The sequence below is a fragment of the Lentilitoribacter sp. EG35 genome (assembly GCF_040784015.1).
Classification (GTDB): Bacteria; Pseudomonadota; Alphaproteobacteria; order Rhizobiales; family Rhizobiaceae; genus Lentilitoribacter.
Genome location: NZ_JBFNGQ010000002.1, coordinates 229,140 through 253,021, shown reverse-complemented (window position 1 = coordinate 253,021; position 23,882 = coordinate 229,140). Strand labels below are relative to the sequence as shown.

Annotated in this window: 19 protein-coding genes and 1 tRNA gene; 11 read left to right on the top strand and 9 right to left on the bottom strand. The window is 44.5% G+C overall.

All coding sequences use genetic code 11. The features are described 5' to 3' along the window. Window positions 1-4: 4 nt before the first annotated feature. The 3 genes from rpsA to aroA form a co-directional block, all read right to left on the bottom strand. Complete coding sequence (gene rpsA, locus AB2J24_RS05070; RefSeq protein WP_162654268.1) at window positions 5-1,702, bottom strand: 30S ribosomal protein S1; 1,698 nt, start codon at window positions 1,700-1,702, stop codon at window positions 5-7. A 131-nt stretch (window positions 1,703-1,833) separates the two neighbouring features. Beyond that, the gene (cmk, locus tag AB2J24_RS05065) at window positions 1,834-2,478 is read right to left on the bottom strand and encodes a (d)CMP kinase (RefSeq protein WP_367384674.1); all 645 of its coding nucleotides are present in this window, start codon (window positions 2,476-2,478) and stop codon (window positions 1,834-1,836) included. Continuing rightward, the gene (gene aroA / locus AB2J24_RS05060) at window positions 2,478-3,866 is read right to left on the bottom strand and encodes a 3-phosphoshikimate 1-carboxyvinyltransferase (RefSeq protein WP_367384673.1); all 1,389 of its coding nucleotides are present in this window, start codon (window positions 3,864-3,866) and stop codon (window positions 2,478-2,480) included. Before aroA ends, cmk begins: the two co-directional genes overlap by 1 nt. Window positions 3,867-4,196: 330 nt before the next feature. Here aroA and AB2J24_RS05055 point away from each other — a divergent pair, with 330 nt between their 5' ends. Next, complete coding sequence (locus AB2J24_RS05055; protein ID WP_162654265.1) at window positions 4,197-4,616, top strand: TIGR02300 family protein; 420 nt, start codon at window positions 4,197-4,199, stop codon at window positions 4,614-4,616. An 84-nt stretch (window positions 4,617-4,700) separates the two neighbouring features. Beyond that, a tRNA-Ala gene (locus tag AB2J24_RS05050) sits at window positions 4,701-4,776 on the top strand. Window positions 4,777-4,869: 93 nt separating this feature from the next. On the opposite strand, the gene AB2J24_RS05045 is transcribed toward AB2J24_RS05050, so the two are convergent. Beyond that, window positions 4,870-5,661 (bottom strand): DUF1353 domain-containing protein, encoded by a 792-nt coding sequence (locus AB2J24_RS05045; RefSeq protein ID WP_367384672.1) that lies wholly within the window; start codon window positions 5,659-5,661, stop codon window positions 4,870-4,872. Window positions 5,662-5,953: 292 nt separating this feature from the next. On the opposite strand from AB2J24_RS05045, the gene AB2J24_RS05040 reads away from it, so the two are divergent. From AB2J24_RS05040 to acuI, 4 genes are all read left to right on the top strand, one after another. Continuing rightward, complete coding sequence (locus AB2J24_RS05040) at window positions 5,954-6,688, top strand: DNA alkylation repair protein (protein WP_367384671.1); 735 nt, start codon at window positions 5,954-5,956, stop codon at window positions 6,686-6,688. Between the two features lie 446 nt (window positions 6,689-7,134). Continuing rightward, window positions 7,135-8,487: a hypothetical protein gene (locus AB2J24_RS05035; protein ID WP_162654262.1), complete on the top strand. Its 1,353-nt coding sequence runs from the start codon at window positions 7,135-7,137 to the stop codon at window positions 8,485-8,487. Window positions 8,488-8,675: 188 nt separating this feature from the next. Next, window positions 8,676-10,166 carry a glycerol kinase GlpK gene (gene glpK / locus AB2J24_RS05030; RefSeq protein ID WP_367384670.1) on the top strand — a complete coding sequence of 497 codons (1,491 nt, stop codon included), beginning with the start codon at window positions 8,676-8,678 and terminating at the stop codon, window positions 10,164-10,166. Window positions 10,167-10,301: 135 nt separating this feature from the next. Continuing rightward, window positions 10,302-11,297 (top strand): acryloyl-CoA reductase, encoded by a 996-nt coding sequence (gene acuI / locus AB2J24_RS05025; RefSeq protein ID WP_367384669.1) that lies wholly within the window; start codon window positions 10,302-10,304, stop codon window positions 11,295-11,297. Between the two features lie 46 nt (window positions 11,298-11,343). Here acuI and AB2J24_RS05020 read toward each other — a convergent pair whose 3' ends face one another. From AB2J24_RS05020 to AB2J24_RS05000, 5 genes are all read right to left on the bottom strand, one after another. After that, on the bottom strand, window positions 11,344-13,467 hold the full coding sequence (locus tag AB2J24_RS05020; protein WP_367384668.1) for a DEAD/DEAH box helicase: 2,124 nt from the start codon (window positions 13,465-13,467) through the stop codon (window positions 11,344-11,346). A gap of 153 nt (window positions 13,468-13,620) precedes the next feature. Then, window positions 13,621-16,341, bottom strand: coding sequence for an ATP-binding protein (locus AB2J24_RS05015; protein ID WP_367384667.1), 2,721 nt, complete (start codon window positions 16,339-16,341; stop codon window positions 13,621-13,623). Continuing rightward, on the bottom strand, window positions 16,341-16,628 hold the full coding sequence (locus AB2J24_RS05010) for a hypothetical protein (protein WP_367384666.1): 288 nt from the start codon (window positions 16,626-16,628) through the stop codon (window positions 16,341-16,343). Before AB2J24_RS05010 ends, AB2J24_RS05015 begins: the two co-directional genes overlap by 1 nt. Further along, a complete protein-coding gene (locus tag AB2J24_RS05005) occupies window positions 16,625-16,993 on the bottom strand; it encodes a response regulator transcription factor (protein ID WP_162654256.1) in 369 nt (122 codons plus the stop codon). The genes AB2J24_RS05010 and AB2J24_RS05005 overlap by 4 nt, the downstream gene beginning before the upstream one ends. 61 nt (window positions 16,994-17,054) lie before the next feature. After that, a complete protein-coding gene (locus tag AB2J24_RS05000) occupies window positions 17,055-18,383 on the bottom strand; it encodes a helix-turn-helix domain-containing protein (protein WP_367384665.1) in 1,329 nt (442 codons plus the stop codon). A 220-nt stretch (window positions 18,384-18,603) separates the two neighbouring features. Here AB2J24_RS05000 and AB2J24_RS04995 point away from each other — a divergent pair, with 220 nt between their 5' ends. From AB2J24_RS04995 to AB2J24_RS04975, 5 genes are all read left to right on the top strand, one after another. Next, entirely contained in the window at window positions 18,604-19,947 is a 1,344-nt protein-coding gene (locus tag AB2J24_RS04995) for a substrate-binding protein (RefSeq protein ID WP_162654254.1), read from the top strand. A 117-nt stretch (window positions 19,948-20,064) separates the two neighbouring features. Further along, window positions 20,065-21,096, top strand: a complete 1,032-nt coding sequence (locus AB2J24_RS04990) for a branched-chain amino acid ABC transporter permease (protein ID WP_162654253.1) — start codon at window positions 20,065-20,067, stop codon at window positions 21,094-21,096. A gap of 3 nt (window positions 21,097-21,099) precedes the next feature. Next, window positions 21,100-22,311 (top strand): branched-chain amino acid ABC transporter permease, encoded by a 1,212-nt coding sequence (locus tag AB2J24_RS04985; protein WP_420883618.1) that lies wholly within the window; start codon window positions 21,100-21,102, stop codon window positions 22,309-22,311. A 30-nt stretch (window positions 22,312-22,341) separates the two neighbouring features. After that, complete coding sequence (locus AB2J24_RS04980; protein ID WP_162654251.1) at window positions 22,342-23,100, top strand: ABC transporter ATP-binding protein; 759 nt, start codon at window positions 22,342-22,344, stop codon at window positions 23,098-23,100. A gap of 27 nt (window positions 23,101-23,127) precedes the next feature. After that, on the top strand, window positions 23,128-23,871 hold the full coding sequence (locus tag AB2J24_RS04975) for an ABC transporter ATP-binding protein (RefSeq protein ID WP_162654250.1): 744 nt from the start codon (window positions 23,128-23,130) through the stop codon (window positions 23,869-23,871). The last annotated feature ends 11 nt before the right edge of the window (window positions 23,872-23,882 follow it).

The window sequence follows — 23,882 nt, the reverse complement described above, 5'->3', positions numbered from 1 at the left end:
AGACTTACTCGTCGCCGCCTTTAAGAGCTGCGCCCAAAATATCACCAAGTGAAGCACCTGAATCAGAGGAACCAAACTGTTCAACAGCTTGTTTCTCTTCAGCAATTTCAAGAGCTTTAATTGACAAAGTTACTTTGCGATCTTTCTTAGAGAAGTTTGTCACGCGAGCATCGACAGTTTGACCAACTGAGAAACGCTCTGGACGTTGCTCGTCACGGTCACGTGCAAGATCACCACGACGGATGTAAGCAGTTACATCTGGGAAATCTACAAGCTTAACGTCAAGACCACCGTCTTGAACTTCAACGACTTCAGCAGAAACAACAACATTCTTGCGAAGTTCGCCAGATGTTACTGCTTCACCGACAGCATCTTTTGTAAGTTGTTTGATGCCAAGTGAGATACGCTCTTTGTCAACATCAACGTCAAGAACAACGGCTTTGACTTCGTCGCCTTTGTTGAAGTTTTCAATAGCTTGTTCGCCAGGAAGGTTCCAATCAAGATCTGATAGGTGAACCATGCCGTCAACATCACCTTCAAGGCCAACAAATAGACCAAATTCAGTTTTGTTTTTAACTTCACCATCAACAACTGCACCGACAGGGAATTGGTCAGCAAATGCATTCCATGGATTGTCGAGTGTTTGTTTAAGGCCAAGTGAAATACGGCGTTTAGCTGGATCAACTTCCAACACAACCACTTCAACTTCTTCAGACGTTGACAAGATTTTACCTGGGTGTACGTTTTTCTTAGTCCAAGACATTTCAGAAACGTGGATCAAGCCTTCAATGCCTGGCTCAAGCTCAACAAACGCACCATAGTCAGTGATATTTGTAACAGAACCAGAGATTTTCTTACCAAGTGGGAATTTAGCATCGATGCCATCCCATGGATCAGTTTCAAGCTGTTTCATACCAAGTGAGATACGGTGTGTATCCTGGTTGATGCGAACGATTTGAACTTTGATTGTCTCGCCAATCGTCAGGATCTCTGATGGGTGATTAACTCGGCGCCATGCCATGTCAGTCACGTGGAGTAGACCATCGATGCCACCAAGATCAACGAAGGCGCCGTAATCAGTGATGTTTTTAACAACACCATCAACTGCCTGACCTTCTTCAAGGTTTTGTACAATTTCAGAGCGCTGTTCAGCACGGCTCTCTTCAAGAACTGTACGGCGAGACACAACGATATTGCCACGACGTTTGTCCATTTTCAAAATTTCAAATGGCTGTGGGTTGTGCATCAAAGGTGTCACATCGCGAATTGGGCGAATGTCCACTTGTGAACGCGGCAAGAAGGCAACGGCGCCATCAAGATCAACTGTGAATCCACCTTTAACTTGGTTAAAGATAACACCATCAACGCGTTCGCCAGCTTCGAATTTAACTTCGAGACGGATCCAGCTTTCTTCACGGCGAGCTTTCTCGCGTGAAAGAACAGCTTCACCAAGCGCGTTTTCAATACGCTCGACATAAACTTCAACTTCTGCACCAGGTACAATTGTTCCGTCTTTGCCTTGTGCGCCAAATTCTTTAAGCGGTACACGGCCTTCAACTTTGAGGCCAACATCAATGATTGCAACGTCTTTTTCAACTGCAGTCACGGTTCCCTTAATAACAGAACCCTCAACTGCATCACTACCTGCAAACGATTCTTCGAGGAGGGACGCAAAGTCCTCCATCATATTCGTATCTGACATATATTCTCCGTAAAACTCGCAAACCTTGGTTCACGAAAAGCGTCTTTGTTAGTGTTTCATCAATCAGATTTCATCCGAATTGCTTAAGAGCAATATGCGACGCTAGGGACGATCGCTGATAATTTATGTATTTACTTTGTGTTCAAGGCAGCATTAATCAGTGCTTTTGCTGCAGTAAACGCTGTCTCTATATCCATTTTACTCGTATCTAGCAAGTGGGCATCGTCAGCTTGGCGCATTGGACTGTCTTTTCTGCCCGAATCTCGCTCATCTCTAGCTTTGATATCAGTCAAAACCTCATCGTAAGATTGTGTCCCACCCTTGCTTTGTGCCTCTTTAAAGCGACGTTCAGCCCGCGTTTCAGCTTTCGCGGTGACATAAATCTTTACATCTGCATTGGGGCAAACAACGGTTCCAATGTCACGACCATCTAATACGCTGCCCGGAGTTTTTGCAGAAAAAGCGCGTTGTGCATCAACAAGAATTTTTCGCACACTCGGAATGACGGCAACTTTCGATGCTGCATTACCTATGTCATGTGCGGATAAAATGTTTCCATCCATAGTGCCGAGATCAAGCTCTCGCGCAGCTTGTTCTGCCAAAGTAACATCATCGAGTGGAAGGTTTTGGTCAAGAAGCATCTTTGCAACGCCGCGATAGGTTAATCCTGTGTCGAGATGGTGAAATTTAAGCTCCTTGGCAAGGCGACGTGAAATTGTCCCCTTGCCAGAAGCTGCCGGCCCATCAATAGCTATGATGAATGTTTTCTCAGACATTATGCGTCCTGTTTGATATCTGCACCAAGTCCCGTCATTAAATCCATAAATTCTGGGAAGCTGGTTTTGATCACATTGCCGTCGTCAACTTGGACGGGGTGCTCACTTGCAAGCCCTAACACGAGAAAACTCATAGCGATGCGATGATCCAGATGGGTTGTCACCTGATCACCATTTGGATTGCCGTAACCTTTACCATCGGGGCGTCCATATACCTTTAAGGACATCTCGCCCTCTTCACACGAAACACCATTAAGTTTAAGCCCATTCGCAACAGCTGCAAGCCTGTCGCTTTCTTTGACACGAAGTTCATCTAACCCATCCATAAAGGTTTCCCCTTCTGCGTAAGCGGCAGCAACTGCGAGGATGGGATATTCATCAATCATTGATGCTGCGCGTTCGGGCGGAACCACAATACCTTTAAGGTCAGAGGAGCGGACGCGAAGATCAGCAACATCTTCGCCGCCATTTTGACGGGGGTTTAATATGTCGATTTTCGCACCCATTTCAACAAGCGTTGTAATGAGGCCTGTTCGCGTTGGGTTCATCAACACATTTTCAATTGTGATGTCTGAGTCTGGAGCTAAAAGAGCGGCAACAAGCGGAAACGCAGTCGAGGATGGATCTCCTGGTACATCGATATTTTGTCCGCGCAACTCCCCCTGACCTTCAAGTGAAATGGTACGGACGCCATTTGTATCTGTTTGAACATCCAGTTTGGCGCCAAAGCCTTGCAGCATTTTTTCGGTATGATCGCGGGTGTAGACGTTTTCAACGACGACTGTTGTACCGGGTGTATTTAATCCTGCCAACAATACAGCTGATTTTACCTGCGCGGATGCCATAGGCACCGTGTAGGTAATTGGTGCTGCAATGCGTGGTCCTTGCAAGGTGGCTGGCAAACGATCACCAGATTCAGCTTCTACTTGAACCCCCATTTCTCGAAGAGGGTTTAAAACACGGCCCATCGGGCGGGATGAGAGCGAGGCATCGCCAATGAAGGTTGATTTGAAATCATAAACGCCAACCAAACCCATAGTTAGGCGGCATCCAGTTCCTGCGTTGCCGAAATCTAGCGGTTTTTCAGGTGCTAGAAGGCAACCGTTTCCGGTGCCGGTTACAATCCATTCCTCACCTTGTTTTACTATTTTGGCGCCCATAGCTCGCATGGCGTTTCCAGTGGCGATGACATCTTCGCCTTCGAGAAGGCCTCTTATACGCGTCTCACCTGAGGCAAGTCCGCCGAACATAAATGAACGATGCGAAATTGATTTATCACCTGGGATGCGAATAGTGCCTTTTAGGGATGATGATTTGTGCGCTGATGTTGGACGTGGCAAATTAGGACGAGTTGGTGCATGCGGATGAGAATCCGGCGAATGTGACATTTGAGGTCACTCCTGTGATCTTATGAATTTGGCCTGTAGTCATATAGAGTAGCCATATAAATTTGGATGGGAGAGGTGTATTGGTTCTCCGTATGAAACCTCATCATCCGTCAGTTCGCAAAACGGCAATTAGCATAGCGTATCCATTTTGTCATCTTGAAATTGCTTTTGAGCCGCATAGGAAGTGCATTTTTAGTCTAAGTTCGAATTTTATGCACTTTGGCTTTGACAATTTCGCCGGAAGGTGTTTAAGGGTTCGCTAACAATCTAAAAATTTGGCTGCGTATGTGTCACTAGACGCACCATTACTGATTATAAAGAGGCAATGAATTGGCTAAACCTGAACTTGGAACAAAACGTGTGTGTCCTGAAACCGATCGTAAATTTTACGATCTAAATCGTGATCCGATTGTTTCTCCCTACTCGGGTCAAAGCTATCCTTTATCTTTCTTTGAAGAGCCAGAGGAAGAAGAGCCTGCTGTAGAAGAAGTAAAAGACGAAGCAGAAACAAAAGAAGATGCCGCGGAAGCAACAACACCTGAATTGGATGATGATGGTGTGGAAATTGTAAGCTTGGAAGATGCCGACGATGAAACAGCCGGTGTTAAAGATATTCCAGATCTTGATGACGATGATGATGATGAAACTATTGGCGAACCTGCTGATGACACATTCCTCGTGACAGATGAAGATGATGATGATGATCTATCTGACCTTGTTGTTGTTTCTGACGATGGTGATGAAAGTTAATTTTGCAGATTGCCATCTGTCTGGCCCTTTTAAAATAGGGTTGAATTTAAATTACCCTGTCGGATACTCAGGTCCGGCAATTATGGGGCATTAGCTCAGCTGGGAGAGCGCTTCGCTGGCAGCGAAGAGGTCAGCGGTTCGATCCCGCTATGCTCCACCATTTCCCAAACTAGGCCATTTTCTAAACTAGGCCATTTTCTAAACTAGGCCATTTTCTAAACTAGGATTGCGTATCGGGATATTAAAACTGGTTTCATCCCGCCAGGACGAATATTCCGTCTTCACTAAGTTTATGGATCTGATGGTCAGATAATTGCGTGAGAATAGCTCCAATTGCTTTGATATCGGCCAGCAACCTGTCATCTGTTAATTTGGTGCGATCAATATCTTCCATATAATAGACTGTGGCAGACCCTGCGACATAAGTTGTGCCGGTTTCGAGCGGTGGCGCGACAGTGTGTTCGATATATGAGCCCAAAGTTTTGTCACCTGTAATAAGTTGAGAAATGAGCTGCAGTACGCTCTGTCTGTATTTTGGTTGATGCGTCGCACCATCTTGAGGTGCCCATTGAGGTCCAAAAAGGTATGCTGCTGAATATAGAAGCAACGATTGAAATTTATCAACGCCTTCAGATTGCAATGCCTCAAAAAATACCTGATGTACTTGTTCTGAAGTATGCCATGTATTTCTACACAAGTGATCGTGGAGAATAACAGGGCGTTGAAGTTTTCCTGACCATGGTGATTGGTAGCCAAGAGTGTTCCATGCTTCGATGGGAATTGATAAGTTTTTGAATGTCGTCCCTTGCTCAACGATATGTTTTTCACCAGAACAATCTGTATAGGAAATTTCCTTCAGTAGTTTCACTGCATTGCCACCAACATAGTTTGGTTTTTTTGGTGTAGCATGTTTCACAAACTCCAAAATTTTTCCATCTATTGTTGTTTCTGAGAACGTACATTTTTCCGATTGTGCAAAAATGTACGTGTTGAGCGAATAGAAAAAAATGAAAATAAAAAGATAGAAAACCTGGAATGCCTTCATCGATATTCCTGTCTAAGATGCATTTAAATGATTCGGGTTCATCAATTTTACCTATGTATGCACGATATACGGGAAGGTTTGAAAATAAAACCGCTTGTCGAGGTTGTTCGTTGCTTTGGTGTAGGTGATTCATAAAATTGTTGCATACATACAGAATGTATGTTAATTTTCTGCACACATAGATCCTCTTCCGATTGTCTTGATGAGACGTGCCCAGCATAACTTGCCGCCCATAGACTGAAGTTAAGGCCTTTGGTGAACAGAAACTTTGCATGCTAGAAAGGCGACACTAATGGCAAAGAAACTTAAGGAATGGTTTGATCGCGATTGTGCACTTAGGATTGGCGCGGCGATTGAGCCGAATTATGACAATTTTGACACAGAAAAATATGCCGATGAAGTCGATGAAGGAGTCAATGGTCTAGAATTGAAAGATCGTGTCTATCTGATGGCGAAGGCCCTCCGCGATCAACTTCCTGATGACTATTCAAAAGCTGGCGAGGTGCTGGAATATTCTCTGGGTTCACCACTCGAAACAGAAGAGGGTATGTTTATCAAGGGATACTGGCTTATGCCGATTGCCCGTTTGGTTGAAGAGTTTGGTTTAGAAAACTTTGATATCTCAATGAGGTTGAATGAGAAGATAACCATGCGACATACATCTGAATATTCTGTTCGACCGTATATTGAGCGTGATACGGCAAAAGCTTTGCAATATATGAATAACTGGGCACAATCGCAGAACGTACATGTTCGAAGATTGGCAGTAGAAGGAGGGCGCCCACGATTACCTTGGGCAAAACAGCTAAACACGTTTATCAATAACCCAGAACCAATGCTCAAACTTATTGAACCGCTGAAAGAGGATACGTCCAAATATGTGCGGAAATCGATTGCAAATTTGATTAATGATGTATCGAAAGATCATCCTGATCGCATCAGGCAGCTTGCTGAGGATTGGAAGAATGTCGACAGCTCATCAACCTGCTGGATACTCAAGCACGGCATGCGAACGCTTAACAGATAGATTTATGCATGCAACTCAACTTTATCTTGGTTGATTTACAAATCAATGTCCATTTAAGCCTAATCATCACTTAACGTTTGTACTCTGGTGCACGATTTTGTCTCTACCCCGCGCAGTTCGACCTTGTCGCGATAGCTCTCAGGTTTTTCTGTGTTTAGTGCACAAGTGCCTGTAGGGTTGAAAGTTTTGAATTATTAATATTTTAATAACATTGACTCACTTTTTTACCCGTCGTAATATTAATTGAGGTATATTTTTGCTTCATATTTTCTTACGAAATGATGTTGCGACGTTATCCTCAACTTAGGATACAGCTTCGGATAAATTTGAAACGGTACTGTTTGCTCAAATAGATTCGCGAGTTACGGTCAGAACCAGGAAATAATAAGCCTAAATGTGCTATAAACAGCCTGAAAATCATAAAAATAATTCTAAGAGGTTTTGTAATGATTCGACTTTTTAATTCAAATCGCAATGAAGGTGAGCCGGAAATGCAAGATCTAGAATCCAATAATGTTACCGAATTAAGACGCGCAACATCAGAGAGTGAATATGACATTCTGGTTGCGGACTACAAAGATGCTCTTGTTTCCTTGGATAAAATTCCAGCTTTTTTCCGGAAAATGACACAAAGTCACGAAGAAATGCGTGTGGCACGTGCCGAGCTTGAGGGAAAAAACTCAGAGTTAAATAATGAGTGTCAGCGCTACAAAGAAACAGCCTTACGTTATGAGAATGATGTTGTACGTCTTCGAGAGCGCGAAGAAACGCTGAAAATGAAACTTGATCAAGAGTCTCGCAATCTAAAAGTGATGCAGGATTACCGAGTTAATGCGGAAGCGGATCTTCGGGAATTTAAGGCGCGTGTTTTTGAATCTGAAAAGAAACTTGAAAAAATAACACCTATCGCCAAAAGTCTTGCAAAAGAGAAAGATGTACTGGATGCGACTGTAGAAAAGTTAATTTCTCAGAAAACATCTCTTGAAAAAGCAAACTCTGATTATGATGGCAAACTTCAAGAAACTCGGGAAACTTTGAGTACACTTGAAGCAAAAACGGACTTTTTGCAGAGAGCAAAGGTTGAGCTTGAAAAAGCCAGCCAGTCATTGCGCGAAGAACTTGCAAGTAAAGATACGATATTGAAAGTCGGCGAAGCAAAGTTGGAGCAAGCTGAGAACAAAATTAATCAGCTTTCGCTGGAAATTGCAGGCCTTAGCAAGGAAAATGAACATATTGTTCGTGCCCGTGAAGAGAGCAACCGAGCTCTTAATAACGAGCTTGAATCCGCGCGAACGCGTGCCCGTACTATGGAAGGTATACTGGAAGAAGCGCGTGCTCGATCACGTGTAGATAGCCAGCGGACAGCTGAAGTTCGCAAGGAAAATGTTCAATTGGCACTTGATATTAGCCAGAAAGATGTCGTGATCAAATCTTTGAACGAACAGCTTTCTGAATCCGGTGCTAGGTCTCAAATTTTTACTGATTTGCAGACTGAGATGGATAATCGTCATGCTGATCTTCTTGATAAGAATAAAAAATTGCAAGATGAGTTGAATATGCTCCGCGAAGAGAATGCGAATGTTTACTCGCAGAAAGAATCTGCGGAGAAGACCATTGATGCAATCCAGAATGACTTCAAATCTACGACGTCAATGTTTGAAAAGCGCTTGAGAAATCTTGAAAGTGAAAATGCCGATCTTCGCAAGCAAGCTCGACTTGATGATGAACAACGTATTGCAGACAGTCGTGCCGAAGATGCTTCACAAGATGAAGGCGATAAAGTTGTTCCGATCAAATAGTAATTGATTGAAGTACTGTAAATATTGAGGATGGATGATTGTGATAATCACCATCCTTTTTTATTTGGTGACGTATTTTTACATCTACTAAAAAATTAGTGCAACCGCGCTCGCTTTTCTGTAATGCTTGAATTAAATTCAGTTTACAAATCGCATATGCGTACACAATGATTGTCTTGGGAGGCAAAATGGCGAGCTATATTCTAGCAATTGATCAGGGAACAACATCAACACGTTCTATCATCTTTGACGGTAACTATTCACCCATTGCGTCAGATCAGATGGAGTTCACCCAGCACTTCCCATCGTCAGGATGGGTAGAGCATGAGGCCGAAGAGATTTGGAAAACAGTCCTTGAAACATCAAGAAATGCAATCGCAAAAGCGGGCATTGAGGCATCTTCAATCGCGGGCATTGGCATTACCAATCAGCGAGAAACAGTAGTCGTTTGGGATAAAGATAGTGGCGAACCTATTCATAAAGCGATTGTGTGGCAGGATCGTCGAACATCTGAATATTGTGCCTCACTAAAGGCCAATGGGGTTGAAGAAAAAGTTACAGCCAAAACAGGCCTTCTGCTCGATCCGTATTTCTCTGCAACAAAAATTAGATGGCTACTGGAGAATGTCGACGGCGCACGCGCAAAAGCTGAAAATGGAAAATTGTTATTCGGAACAATTGATACCTATCTCCTTTGGAAACTAACTGGCGGAAAATCGCATAAAACCGATGCCACAAATGCTGCACGAACGTTGATATACAACATTCGTGATGGCTCGTGGGATGATGAACTGCTGGCACTGTTTGAAGTGCCTCATGCTTTGCTGCCAAGTGTCGAAGATACAGCCTCTAATTTTGGTGAGACTGACAAGGCTTTGTTTGGTGTTTCTATTCCCGTGCTTGGTATTGCCGGCGATCAGCATGCAGCGACATTGGGGCAAGCTTGTTTTAAACCCGGCATGGTGAAATCTACCTATGGAACGGGTTGTTTCATGATGCTTAATACGGGTGAGAACATTGTTCCTTCCAAAAATCGAATGCTGACAACGATTGCCTATCAACTTAACGGCAAGACAACATATGCTCTTGAGGGATCAATCTTTATTGCTGGTGCAGCTGTTCAGTGGTTGCGCGATGGTTTGAAAATTATCGATAGTGCGGAACAGACTGGTAAACTGGCAAGTCAGGCAGATAGCGAGCAAAATGTAGTATTGGTACCAGCATTTGCAGGCTTAGGTGCACCCTATTGGAATGCTGATGTGCGTGGTGCAATGTTTGGCCTTACACGCAGCACAGGTCCAAATGAAATTGCCAAGGCAGCTTTGGAAGCAGCTTGTTATCAAACGCGTGATTTGATTGAAGCCATGCAGGATGATTGGGGTCGCGAGCTTGATGATGTGACGTTGCGCGTCGATGGTGGCATGGTTGCCAGCGATTGGACGATGCAATTCTTGTCTGACATACTAAATGCACCTATTGATCGTCCAACCGTGCTGGAAACAACGGCACTCGGCGCAGCATGGCTTGCAGGTATGAAAAGCGGCACATGGCCAGATATGGATGAATTTGCAAATTCTTGGAAGCTTGAACGACGTTTTGAAGCCTCGATGAGTGACGCAACTCGAGATCATAAATATGGCGAATGGAGATCGGCGATTAATTGCCTTATCAGCAAGTAGATTGTTAGTTGAACCTGTTCACCCACTTGGTTTCACTCTATTTTTACGTCGCTTAGAATGAGTCTACACGTTCTAAAATTTATTGCATTTGGGCCGGAAACAGTCATAAGTAGTGGAAATAAATAGGAGATATCAATGGCTTTTAAAGCACTTGTTGTAGACAAGGATGACGAAGGTAAAACCTCCGCTGCAATCAAAACGATTTCCGAGGCTGATTTGCCTGAGGGGAATGTCACTGTCGCGGTTGAGTATTCCACCGTAAATTATAAAGATGGCCTATGCATTGGGCCTGGCGGCGGTTTGGTTCGAAACTATCCTCATGTGCCGGGGATAGATCTTGCTGGAACTGTTGAAAGTTCAGATGATGATCGTTATGTGCCTGGTGATAAGGTGGTGTTGACGGGTTGGCGTGTGGGCGAAGCATATTGGGGCGGATATTCACAAAAGGCGCGCGTTAATGCCGATTGGCTTGTTCACCTGCCTGAAGGATTGACAACCAAACAGGCAATGGCGGTCGGAACTGCCGGATTCACATCTATGTTATCTGTTATGGCTTTGGAAGCTCATGGTTTAAAACCAGATAATGGTCCTGTGTTGATCACAGGCGCGGCAGGTGGTGTTGGGTCAGTTGCGACAGCAATTCTAGCCAACCTTGGCTATGAAGTTGCAGGTGTTACAGGTCGACCCGAAACGGCAGACTATCTGAAGTCCTTGGGTGTTACCCAAATTGTACCACGTGATGAAATCAATGAAGCCATTAAAAAACCGCTTGAAAAAGAAATGTGGGCTGGCTGTATTGATGCTGTCGGTGGAGAAATGCTTGCGCGTCTTCTAGGGCAGATGAAGTATGGTGGATCCGTTGCATCGGTAGGTCTTGCAGGTGGTGCAGCTTTGCCCGCAACGGTTATTCCGTTTTTACTTCGAGGTGTCAATATTTTAGGTATTGATAGTGTGATGCAGCCCTATGAGAAGCGCGTGGAAGCTTGGCACCGTATTGCAAAAGATCTTCCGATGGAAAAACTTGAAGACATGATCGTTCCTGCAGGATTATCGGACTTGCCACAGCTGGGCAAAGATATCTTAAAAGGCCAGATAAAGGGTCGCGTTGTTGTTGACATACAGCAAGGCTAGCTAACCAGGTAATAAGGAAGGCCCGATAATGGATCGGGCCTTTTATCTAATCTGCAGATTTCGGTGATCTTTTGCGAGGCGCCATCCCGCCTTTTGATCCATCGCTTTGACCATCTTTGGGACGACTATCAGAGCTTGCGCGTTCGCCCTTCTTTTTCAATCCGGTGAATTTGACGGTTTTTGACTTCTTGGGCTTCTTGGGTTTTTTGGCAGGAGAATCAGATTTAGCTGATAATTCTTCCAATGCTTTTTCGCGGTTACGGCGGTTTTCACTTTTATGATCTTGTCTAGATGCGGCACCCTTGTTGCCTTTGCGGGGGGCACGTTTACCAGGGGCCTGCTCGTCACGTTCTGATTGTGGTCCACGGTCATCGCGGCGGTCACCCGGTTTTCCGCGTTTTGGCTTATCCCATTTTGGTTTGTCCCACTTTTTCTCTGATCCTCGGTCACCATTAGGCTGTGGTCGAGAATTACTCCGTGGTCTGCCCTCAGATTTTGACCCTCCGCGACCACGCTCGCGACGAGTTTGTTCTTGATCAAAATTAGGCACACCCTCGACTGCGCGAACACGTATGCTCTTCTCCAATGTAAGGTTAGGGCCAACTGCATTCATAAAATCATCGAAACTATGTTCAGAAATTTCAATGAATGTTTCGTCATTACGAATTTTAATGGAGCCAATGTTTCGTTTGGTCAGATTACTGGCTTTACAAATCATTGGTAAGATCCAACGTGGCTCGGCACGTTGATTGCGACCAATGGATAGCGATATCCAGCGGCCGTTCTCAAATTCAGCCATTGGGCGTCGTTCACCAGTATTGTCGCGTTTTGAACCTCGTGTCTCTGAAACCGAATGCTTAACTTCTAGCAATTCTTCTGGCGCTGATTTGCTTGCGCGATGTCCGCGCACAAAGGCCGACGCAATTTGTTCCGGTGGAAACTCGGCCATAAGACGGTTGATAAATTCCCTCTCATGCTCATTAATTTTATCGGTTAGACTTGGGTCAGTTAAAATTCGCTCATCATCGCGCGCAAGAATTTCTTTTGCTGACGGTGGGCGTGCCCATTCTGCGTTCACATTTGCGCTGCGGAGCATACGTTCCGCACGAGATTTCATATTGCCCGCAATCATCAAGGCGCATACGCCTTTGCGTCCAGCACGGCCAGTTCGGCCACTTCGGTGGAGAAGCGTTTCTTTGTTGTTGGGCAGGTCCGCATGGACCACCAATTCAAGATCGGGCAAGTCAATTCCACGAGCGGCAACATCAGTTGCAACGCAAACACGTGCCCGGCCATCACGCATGGCTTGCAAGGCATGGGTTCGTTGCTCCTGGCTTAATTCACCAGAAAGTGCGACAACGGAAAATCCACGATTTGAGAAGCGGGATGTCATTCGGGCAACAGCTGCGCGGGTTGCACAAAATACGATTGTATTTTTGGGGTCATAATAGCGAAGTACATTAACAATGCCATTTTCAATATCTCTGTGTGAGACCATCAAAGCACGATATTCGATATCGACATGTTGACTTCGTTCTGACGTTGTTGAAATACGTTCGGCGTCATTTTGGTAACGTTTTGCCAAATTAAGGATCGAACGTGGAACAGTTGCAGAGAACATTAAAGTCCGACGATCTTCAGGTGTTGCTTCTAATATAAACTCGAGATCGTCGCGAAAACCCAGATCTAGCATCTCATCAGCTTCGTCTAATACGACAGCCTTAGCTTCTGACATATCCAGCGATCCACGATCAATATGATCACGCAAACGACCTGGAGTTCCAACAACGATATGGCTCCCCCGGACAAGTGCGCGCCGTTCTGTCCGCATATCCATACCGCCCACACATGATGCGATAGCGGCGCCTGTTTTTTCAAAAAGCCATTCAAGTTCGCGCTGAACCTGAAGTGCCAATTCACGTGTTGGTGCTACGACTAATGCAAGTGGTTTTGATGCTCTTGGAAAACGTTCTCCATCGCCAAGTAAGTTCGGCGCAAGTGCAAGACCAAAAGCCACAGTCTTACCTGAACCCGTTTGAGCTGAAACCAAGAGGTCTTTTGTAGCAAGGCTTTCATCGATGACAGCTTCTTGTACAGGTGTGAGGGTTTCGTAACCACGTTTATCTAACGCGCCACTCAGTGCCGGGTGAACCCCATCAATATCGAGCATAAAATACCTTTTTTTCGAAAATATTGCCAAAGGCTTGTAAGTATAAGTCTTGGCGTGGGAGCAGAATTGCTGCTCAATCGTTGTTTCATTGACCTAGTATAGCCCTCTTGGAAGAATGTACAGAGGGATACGTTCGTTATTATTAACGTGGTTTTATTCTGCAACCTCAATCGAATCGGTGCCAAGGGTTGAATCCGACGTCGTTTTTGGCAGTATAATATGGAATACGGCGCCTGGATTATTGCCCACATACAAAAGTTTACCGCCAAGATTACGAACGATTTCGCGACTAATAGGTAGGCCGAGACCGGCACTGCCTGCTGATTGTTCAGTCGATAATTTCGCAAATTTTTGAAATATCAGCTCAGCATTTTCCGAAGAAATACCGCTACCGTTGTCTGCCACCTCGATCAAAAGAGAATGTTCTTGAACTTTACAGTTAAAACGGATCTCCGGTTGAGTTTGCCCGGAATGTTTGATGGCATTGGAAATTAAGTTGATGAAGACCTGAGAGAGACGATCAGCATCTGTTTCAAGTTCCAACACAAGGAACTGAGGTTCTATCTTTATCACTGCATTTGATTGCTGTCGTATGGTTTGAGTTGAGTTTTTTGCCCGTTCTATAATGCTGCCAAGCGATACTTTCTTAACATTAAGCTGCACCCGCCCATGCTCGAGAAAACTGAGATCTAAAATCTCATCGAGTAAATATGTAAGGCGAATGCTTTCATCGTGGATAATGGAAGAGAAATGCGAAAGCTGATCGTCGTCAATATTCTTGTCATCACGCAGGATTTCAGCAAACGAGCGAATGCTCGTCATCGGTGTTCGCAACTCATGACTTACTTGGCTTAAAAATGCATCTTTCTGTTCGCTAAGCTCGCGCAATTGGAGGTTTGCACGACGAAGCTGTTCCGCTGTTTTTTCGAGTTCCGTGGACTGGGCTTGAAGGCGGGCAGAATATTCCATAATTTGTGCGGTTTCATCGGCCACTGCGATCAAGTCTTCAACTGAAATTATATCGCCACTTGCTATCTGGCCAATCATGGCATGGGCAGTTGCAGCGCCAACTGAGCCGGAAAATTCACGCTCCAACTGTCCAATGAATTCATCTGTAGGATCAGGTAATCTCCCGGGTAAGTGTCGTTGTTCTCGTGAGGCACGAGTAAAAATCTCCCGCGTTGTTTCATGACCGAGAATGCGCTGGGAGAGAATATGCAATTCTTCTGATGTTGTTTGTCTCGTCAGTGTACGGCTACTTTGTGCGCGATCGAAAACGTGGATAAATTGTCCTGCTTGGACACGTTCAATGGGTCTTGGTTGCGTTGTAAGAGAACCAAAAATAAAAGCGAGTGCGTTGATACCAAGTGACCAGACAACCGCATGAACAAGAGGGTCATCGATATTAACAAAAAATAATGCGCTCGGTCGCAGAAAACCAACACCAAACGGTCCGTTGGTGAGTGCGCTCTCGCTTAGAATAAAATTGCCATCAAAACTTGGTAGGAATGAGGTGTAGGCCCATATGATGAACCCGCAAATAATGCCATATAGCGCGCCTTTTCGTGTTGAGCTTTCCCAGAACAAGCCACCAAGAAGAGCGGGTAGTATTTGAGCAACACCCAAGAAAGCAATCAAGCCAATGGCTGCAAGGCTGCCAGTGCCGCTGGTAAATTGATAGTATAAAAAACCCAGACCAAGAATGGCAGCAATGGAAATACGGCGACTCCTTAAAAGAAGTGTGCGAACATCTTCGCTTGTGGGACTTCGGCGCAGTGTTAGTCTAAGCCATAATGGTAGCACAATATGATTTGAAACCATCGTCGACAGTGCAATTGATGCCACAATCACCATGGATGTGGCTGATGAAAATCCACCCAGAAATGCCAATGTAGCCAGAGCATCTTGGTTTTGAGATAATGGTATAGTGAGCACAAACAGATCAGGATTTGAGCCCGTCGGCAGCATATCAAGGCCAGCAATGGCAATTGGTAAAACAAAAAGGCTCATTAAAAAGAGATAAAGTGGAAATGCCCATGATGCTGTTGCAAGGTGTTTTTCGTCAGAGTTTTCGACAACGATAACTTGAAACATGCGGGGCAGACAAATAACCGCTGTTGCAGATAGGAAAACAAGCGTTACCCAGCGCGGAGTAAAGATATCTTGGGTTTGATTAAGGCTTGGTTGAATGCGAGATAGAATATCTGATGGTCCTTCACCAACACCCCAAACGACAAATATACCAACAGCAAGAAGCGCAACCAGTTTGACAATTGCTTCAAGTGCAATGGCGGTGACAACACCATGGTGACGTTCATTTGCATCGAGGTTTCGCGTGCCAAAAATGATCGTAAATACAGCAAGGCCAACCGCAGCCCAAAGAGCTGTTTGAATAGGCGAGGAAGCAGCATCGATGCTTGCCGCTTCATTTGAGAATACAGAAAAACTTAATGTTAAAGATTGCAACTGAAGCGCAATGTATGGTGTTGTTCCAACTACGGACAGGATTGTGATAATGACCGCAAGTGTCGTGCTCTTACCATATCGCGCAGAGATTAAATCGGCGATAGAGGTAATCCGTTGCGTATTTCCGATCCGAACGAGCTTGCGCAATAACCACCACCAACCGATAAATACGAGGGTAGGACCAAGATAGATGGTAATGAATTCCAAGCCATTACGAGCCGCTGATCCCACGGCACCATAGTAAGTCCATGCGGTGCAATAAACTGATATCGAGAGTGTATAGGTTATTGGCGAGGTAAAAAAACTTAAGTTACCTTGTTTTGCTCGACGTTCAGCTAAGAAAGCGACAAAGAACAAAATCATCACATAAATAAGACATATGGTGACAAGCAGATTAAAGGACAGCATTATTTGTCCCTGATCTCATCATGTTTTCCTGTGCGAAGTAATCTTGAAAGAAAGAATGCGCAGATGATCAACAAAGCCCATATAGAAAATATATAGATGGCTGTACCTGTGACATTTGCCTCTTCGCTTGGGCTTAATGTCGATACAAAAGGTGATATAAAGAATAATGCACCGATAATTGGCAATAATGCTGCAAGGTCTCGTTGCTTTCGTTGTGTTGACTGGCTTCTATCTGTTGAGAGAGGCTCTATCTTGGGTTTCTCATCGTTGCCTCGTAGACGCCTCATGATGTTACGAGCCTGTTGATATTCTGGACGATCTCTTGATTTGAAAATGGTTTGGTCATGAAGAGGTTGGCACCAGCTTCTTCTGCCGCTTGTCGGTCTTTTCGTTGGCCTTTTGCTGTAAGCATCAAAACCGGAATATCACGTATGTTTACTTCATTGCGTATATCATGAAGAATATCCATGCCGCCCTTGTTTGGGAGCATAACATCAAGAATTACAAGATTTGGCTGTAGAGATAAAATTTTTTCAACTGCACCGTGACCATCATTGTGAACGTCGACATTCCAACCTTCCCGCGATAGCAAAAATGACAAAGCCTCAACAATGTGCGGCTCGTCCTCAATTAAGAGAACTGTTCTCGTCATGTTGTTTCCTCCCAGATCAGATCATAGTATCGAGGTTTATTCCGGCCCGCAAGCATGTGTTTTAGATGTTGAGAATGGATTTCGAACGTCGTGCAGTGCAGTTATCGCGTGGGCAGACTTCGCAATTAATACCTACCTGAATTGACGGGATGGATTTGCGTTCTTGAGCGGGCGTAAATAATTGGAAGTCCGGAGTGAAAATCATTGCGCTTTTCACCGTGCCTGGCAGGTTGAAATTACCTGCAACAGGACGATAAGCATAGGAGTAAGTTAAGAAACTTTCTCCCGTTGGTGGTTCTATAAACGTGCGAACTGGCTGCATGGGTTGGCTGATAGCCCGGTAAAGCGGCCACAGGGGGCAAGCGCTACTTTTGCGAGGCAGAGATAGTATCTGCAATGGCTTGCGAAATAAAACGCCTCCGGAACCATCACACTCGATTAATCCAAATTGAGGTTGTTCGACATTTTTGTATGTATCTGGCAAGTGAGCAAGACGAAAAAATACATCCTCAATTGGAATGTTTAGTTCTTGGGAAATGCTTATAGGTTCAAAATTGTTTTCAATGGCATTATCCAAAAATGTATCAACTGGCATCTTGGAAGCAACACTCACATAACGACGCAACGATGCTTCTATATCGCTTTCCTCGTTATTGCGCTCAAAATCAAAACCCTTAAGAATCTTATCCATATTGGTTTTGTTTTCTTGCCCTTGTTCTAACTCAGGCAGGAAAAACTGACGACTTTCCCAAAAGCTATCGAGCTGCGATTGTGCTCGTTTGGTCTGGTTTTGTGCTTCATCACTTCTAGTTTCATCAAAATAGGCGAGAAGATTTACAATTGTTTCTGCAAGGCGGGTACTTTCAGTTCTCATATTATTGAGAAATTTGTCGGCTGTGGCTTTTGGAATGTCGTTAGTGGTTGCCAAAATGTCCGAGGTCGATTGTATGGCAGTGATGTTAGATAACATCAGGTGCATAGCATCGGCAAAAAACGGGTCCTGACCCAAACGATCAGAAAGTGCTTGAAGTTTTTCGTTTTGCGATTGAACATTCTCAAATAGAGTTTCAGTTAGTTTTGCCCAGCCCGGGAAACGGCCAATAAATTCCTCAGTCCGATTAACTTCCACTTTATTATCACCATCAAAATTAGCTGCCTCTTGAAGGTGGGTCATGAGGGCATGATCGGCACCTTCAGATAGTTCTTCAGAGCTGACTTCAAGAGCATCGGAAATTGCCAGAAGTGTACGCCCTGCGATGCCTCGGTGGTTATGTTCAATCAAGTTCATATAGGAAACTGAGATCCCTGCTTTTTGCGCTAAAGCCGTTTGGCTAAGTTTTTTTTGTCTGCGTCTTTCGCGAATTCGTGTTCCTAACAGTGAACGAAGCATCGAAATTGTCCTTTGTTTTTCGTAACATATCCAATTTTAGTAAATTTATTTACAGAAAAAATGAATTGCTATATAAATTTTACACAAAAAAACATATAAAAGACAATAGCTTATTGCAAATTTGACAAATATAGCGCATTTTTGCCGCGAACGTCTTTGCGTTCACGGTGTCATTACCTTTGGAGGAAGGTTCTGGCTAAATCCATTAGGGAGGAATTTAATGTCCATTATTAAACCAACTCGTCGTGGTCTATTGCAATCAGGTGCCGTTGCTGGTGCTGGTCTTGCTCTGCCTACGATTTTCACAGGTTCTGCGAGTGCTTACATGAACGAGCCTAAGGGTGGCTCTGTCACATTAGGCTTTAACGTACCGCAAAGTGGTCCATATGCTGACGAGGGTGCTGATGAGCTTCGTGCTTATGAGCTTGCTGTCGAGCATTTAAATGGCGGCGGTGACGGCGGCATGATGAATACGTTCTCATCAAAGGCGCTAAAGGGTAACGGTATCCTTGGCAAAAAGGTTGAGTATGTAACAGGTGATACACAAACAAAATCTGATGCGGCGCGTGCGTCTGCGAAGTCTATGATCGAAAAAGACGGCGCTATCATGATCACCGGTGGTTCATCATCAGGTGTTGCGATTGCTGTGCAGGGTCTATGTCAGGAAGCTGGCGTTATCTTTATGGCCGGTCTTACACACTCAAATGATACGACTGGTAAAGATAAGAAAGCCAATGGCTTCCGTCACTTCTTTAACGGTTATATGTCAGGTGCTGCTTTGGCTCCTGTGCTTGAAGCTCGTTATGGTAAAGATCGTCGTGCTTATCACCTTACAGCTGATTATACTTGGGGTTGGACACAGCAAGAGTCTATCCAGCAGGCAACTGAAGGCAAGGGTTGGGAGACTGTTAACAACGTGTTGACACCGCTCGCAACAACTGACTTTTCGTCTTATGTTGCTCCTGTTCTTAACTCAGGTGCCGATGTTCTGGTTCTAAACCACTACGGTGGTAATATGGTGAACTCACTAACATCTGCTGTTCAGTTCGGTCTTCGTGACAAGCAAGTTAACGGTAAAAACTTTGAGATTGTTGTTCCATTGTATTCACGCCTAATGGCTCGTGGTGCTGGTGAGAACGTTAAAGGCATCTTTGGTTCAACCAACTGGCACTGGTCATTGCAAGACGAAGGTTCAAAAGCATTCGTTAAGTCATTTGGTCAGAAATATGGCTTCCCGCCATCACAGGCTGCGCACACAGTGTATTGTCAGACATTGCTATATGCTGATGCATGTGAACGTGCTGGTACATTCAATCCATGCGGTATTGGTGAAGCTCTTGAAGGCTTCAAGTTTGATGGTCTTGGCAATGGTGCAACTGAGTACCGTGCGGAAGATCACCAGTGCTTCAAAGACGTTCTAGTTGTGAAGGGTAAAGACAACCCGACATCAGAATTTGACGTTCTGGAAGTTGTGGAAGTTACTCCACGTGCACAGGTTGAATACCCTGTTGATCACCCAATGTTTGCTGGTGGTGATCTGGGTAAATGTAACCCAGGCGTATAGTATAGTCTTATGCGCGCGGCCTTGCTTTGTGCTTGGTCGCGCTCATCAGCATATTCAATTCTTTATAATAAACTGGCTCTTTAAAGGGCTCTGTTTGCTAATTAACGGGCAGGGACGATGGACGCATTCCTTCTTCAAATCCTAAACGGGCTCGACAAGGGTTCTGCTTATGCATTGATCGCCTTGGGGCTAACTCTCATTTTTGGCACGCTTGGTGTTGTCAATTTTGCGCATGGCGCGCTGTTTATGCTTGGCGCCTTTGTTGCTGTAACATTGCAAAGAGCCCTCAGTATTTCAAAAATTACACTTGATCCTGAAAAGCTTGATTTCTTAGGAAATCCTTTAAAAATCAAGACGCCCTATGTCGTGGATTGGTTTGGTGAAGCTGCTGGTACCGCTTTAATTAACTGGTCAGTACCACTCGCCATAATTGTCGCTATCCCTGTAATGCTCTTTATCGGTTGGGCAATGGAGCGAGGTCTTATAAAGCATTTTTACAAGCGTCCTCACTCCGATCAGATTCTAGTGACGTTTGGACTTGCCATAGTTATCCAAGAAATTGTGAAAGCAAATTTTGGTGCTAATCCAATTCCGACACCCGCACCGGATCAATTTATTGGTTCATTTGATTTTGGCGCGTTAATTGGTCTTGAAGCAAATGCAGTGATATATCCGTACTGGCGCCTGATCTATTTTTCATTCTCTGCTATAGTTATCGCCTCTGTTTTCGCATTTCTGCAGTTTACAACATTTGGGATGGTTGTGCGCGCCGGTATGGCTGATCGCGAAACCGTCGGTCTTCTTGGCATAGATATTGATAAACGTTTTACGTTGATGTTCGGCATCGCAGCTGCGGTCGCGGGTTTGGCTGGCGTAATGTATACACCGATTAATTCACCCAACTATCACATGGGTATGGACTTTCTCGTTCTTAGTTTCGTTGTCGTTGTTGTCGGCGGAATGGGTTCACTTGGGGGAGCTGTCCTCGCCGGTTTCTTACTCGGTATTTTAGAAAGTTTTGCATCTACCACATGGGCAACAACCACGTTGCCAGGCATCAACCAAATTATCATTTATCTCGTTGCTATTATCGTCCTCTTGACCCGTCCTCGCGGTCTCATGGGTCGAGCTGGTGTGATGGAGGAATAAGACATGACTAGTTTAAATAAAGCTGATCGACGTACGCTATATTTCGTCATTTTAATTACGCTTCTTGCGCCATTTATTTTAAATCCATTTCCAGATGGGTCTGTGATGGCGCAGTTTAATGCAGGCTATCCAGACTTGATGCAACGGTTTGCCTACTTTGGTATCCTGGCGATTGGGTTCAATATTTTATTTGGACTAACTGGCTATCTGTCATTCGGGCATGCTGCCTTTTTAGGGGTGGGCTCTTACTCAGCGGTTTGGATGTTTAAACTTCTTAGCTACAATATTATTCCTGGTTTAATTCTGTCCGTTATTGTTGCCGGTATTTTCTCAGTAATTATTGGCTTCATTTGTTTGCGAAGATCGGGGATTTACTTTTCCATTCTAACGCTTGCCTTTGCACAAATGAGCTTTGCGATGGCCTATTCGGTGTTCTCAAATCCAAGCTTTAACCTCACGAATGGTGAGACCGGATTGCAGGTTTATAACAATGATCCTCAATATTTATTGAGTGAAGGTGATTCAACAGTTCCGCATCTCTTTGGCCTTGAAATGCAAGAAACATTTACCTGGGAGGTCGGCGCGTGGGCATTCTCATTTAATGTTGGGTACTATCTGTGCGCAATCTTCTTGATCGCAATGTTCTATCTTTCACTAAAGATTTTTCGCTCACCGTTTGGGTTGATGTTACGTGCAGTTAAAACCAATCAAACACGAATGAGTTATACAGGTTTAAACTCTAAACCCTATACACTTGCTGCTTTTGTAATTTCAGGCATGTATGCGGGTTTAGCCGGAGGCTTGATGGCGTCGATGGATCCGCTTGCAGGAGCAGAGCGCATGCAGTGGACGGCGTCTGGCGAGATTGTGTTGATGACTATTCTTGGTGGCACAGGCACGTTGCTTGGTCCTGTCTTGGGGGCTGGTTTCATTAAATATTTCGAAAATATTTTTTCTAAGATCAATGATAGTGTCCTTGAGGGTTGGTTTGCCTTCATGCCGGAGGTGTTGACAGATACATTTGTCTGGATCTTTGGGTCCTTTGTCGGAAAAGGTTGGCATCTCACGCTTGGTGCATTGTTTATGGTGATCGTGATCTTCCTGCCTGGTGGTCTTGTAGAAGGTTCGCAAAAAATTATGACGGTGTTCACAAGAAAGAAAGGCGATGATGAAAAATCAGAGCCGGGCAGTACTGCTGTCTCACCAGCTGAATGATTTCGGGCAGAATAGTTTAAGGAAAATAAAATGGGTATTTTGGAAGTTCAAAATGTCAATAAGAGTTTCGGTGGCCTTAAAGCTCTGCAGAATGTGAATTTGAATGTTGATGAATCAACTATACATGCAATTATTGGTCCCAATGGTGCTGGTAAATCAACTCTACTTAATTGTTTTGTCGGTCGCTTGATACCAGATACCGGCGCTGTGACATTCGATAGTCATTCCCTGCTCGGTAAAAAACCTCATGAAATAAACCAAATTGGTGTGTCACGCGTGTTCCAAACGCCCGAGATTTTCTCTGATTTAACTGTTTTTGAAAATGTGATGATTCCGTGTTTCGCAAAACGTGATGGTGCCTTTTCTCTTGAAGCAATTAAGCCTGTTTCGAACGAAGTTGATATTTGTGAGAAAGCGGAACAAATGTTGCTGGATGTTGATATGGCCGACAAGAAGGACATGACGGCATCTTCATTATCGCGAGGTGATAAGCGTCGTTTGGAGATGGCGATGTGTTTATCTCAAGATCCCAAACTGCTGCTTCTTGATGAGCCAACCGCTGGCATGGCGCGCGCAGATACTAATAATACGATTGAGTTGCTGGCCAAAATTCAGGCTAAGCGTCAAATCACTATGGTGGTGATTGAGCATGACATGCATGTGGTATTTTCACTTGCACAAAAAATTTCTGTGCTGGCGCAAGGCACTGTTATTGTCGAAGATCTCCCTGAAAACATTAAAGGTCATCCGAAAGTGCAAGAGGCCTATCTAGGTACTGCGCATAACTAATCTGATTTTGATAAGCTGAGTGAAATTATGACTGATAATATGAACGCAAACCACGCTAGAAATGCTCCGGCCTATTTTTCCGCATGGGATTTAAAGGCTTATTATGGTGAGAGCTACATTGTTCAAGGTGTTGACCTCAATGTGCATGAGGGTGAGATTTTGGCGTTATTGGGCCGGAATGGTGCTGGAAAAACATCAACATTGCGTGCGATTTCTCGTCTTGAAGACCCAATGTTAACTCATGGTGAAGTTTGGCTTGATCACCAGCCATTACATACTATGAAAGCGTTTGAAGCCTCACGAGCCGGTATTGGACTAGTGCCTGAGGATCGTCGGATTATTCCGGGACTATCAGTGGAAGAAAACCTGCAACTTGCGCAGATTGAAAAACCTATAGGTTGGTCAATTGAGCGCATCTATGAATTATTCCCGCGGCTTGGTGAACGCGCCAAGCAGGAGGGGATTACACTGTCGGGCGGCGAACAACAGATGCTCGCTATTGGCCGCGCACTGGCGCGCGATATTAAGCTTTTGCTCTTGGATGAACCCTATGAAGGCTTAGCGCCTGTGATTGTTCAAGAGATTGAAAAAACACTTCAACTCATTCGTGAACAAGGCATGACAACCATTATTGTTGAACAAAATGCTGTTGCAGCGCTTAATCTTGCTGATCGAGCTGTTATTCTTGATACAGGCAAAGTTGTCTTTGATGGGACAGCCAAAGAAGTTCTTGATAATGTTGAACTAAGACATGAGTATCTTGCTATCTAGAGCGAAATTCG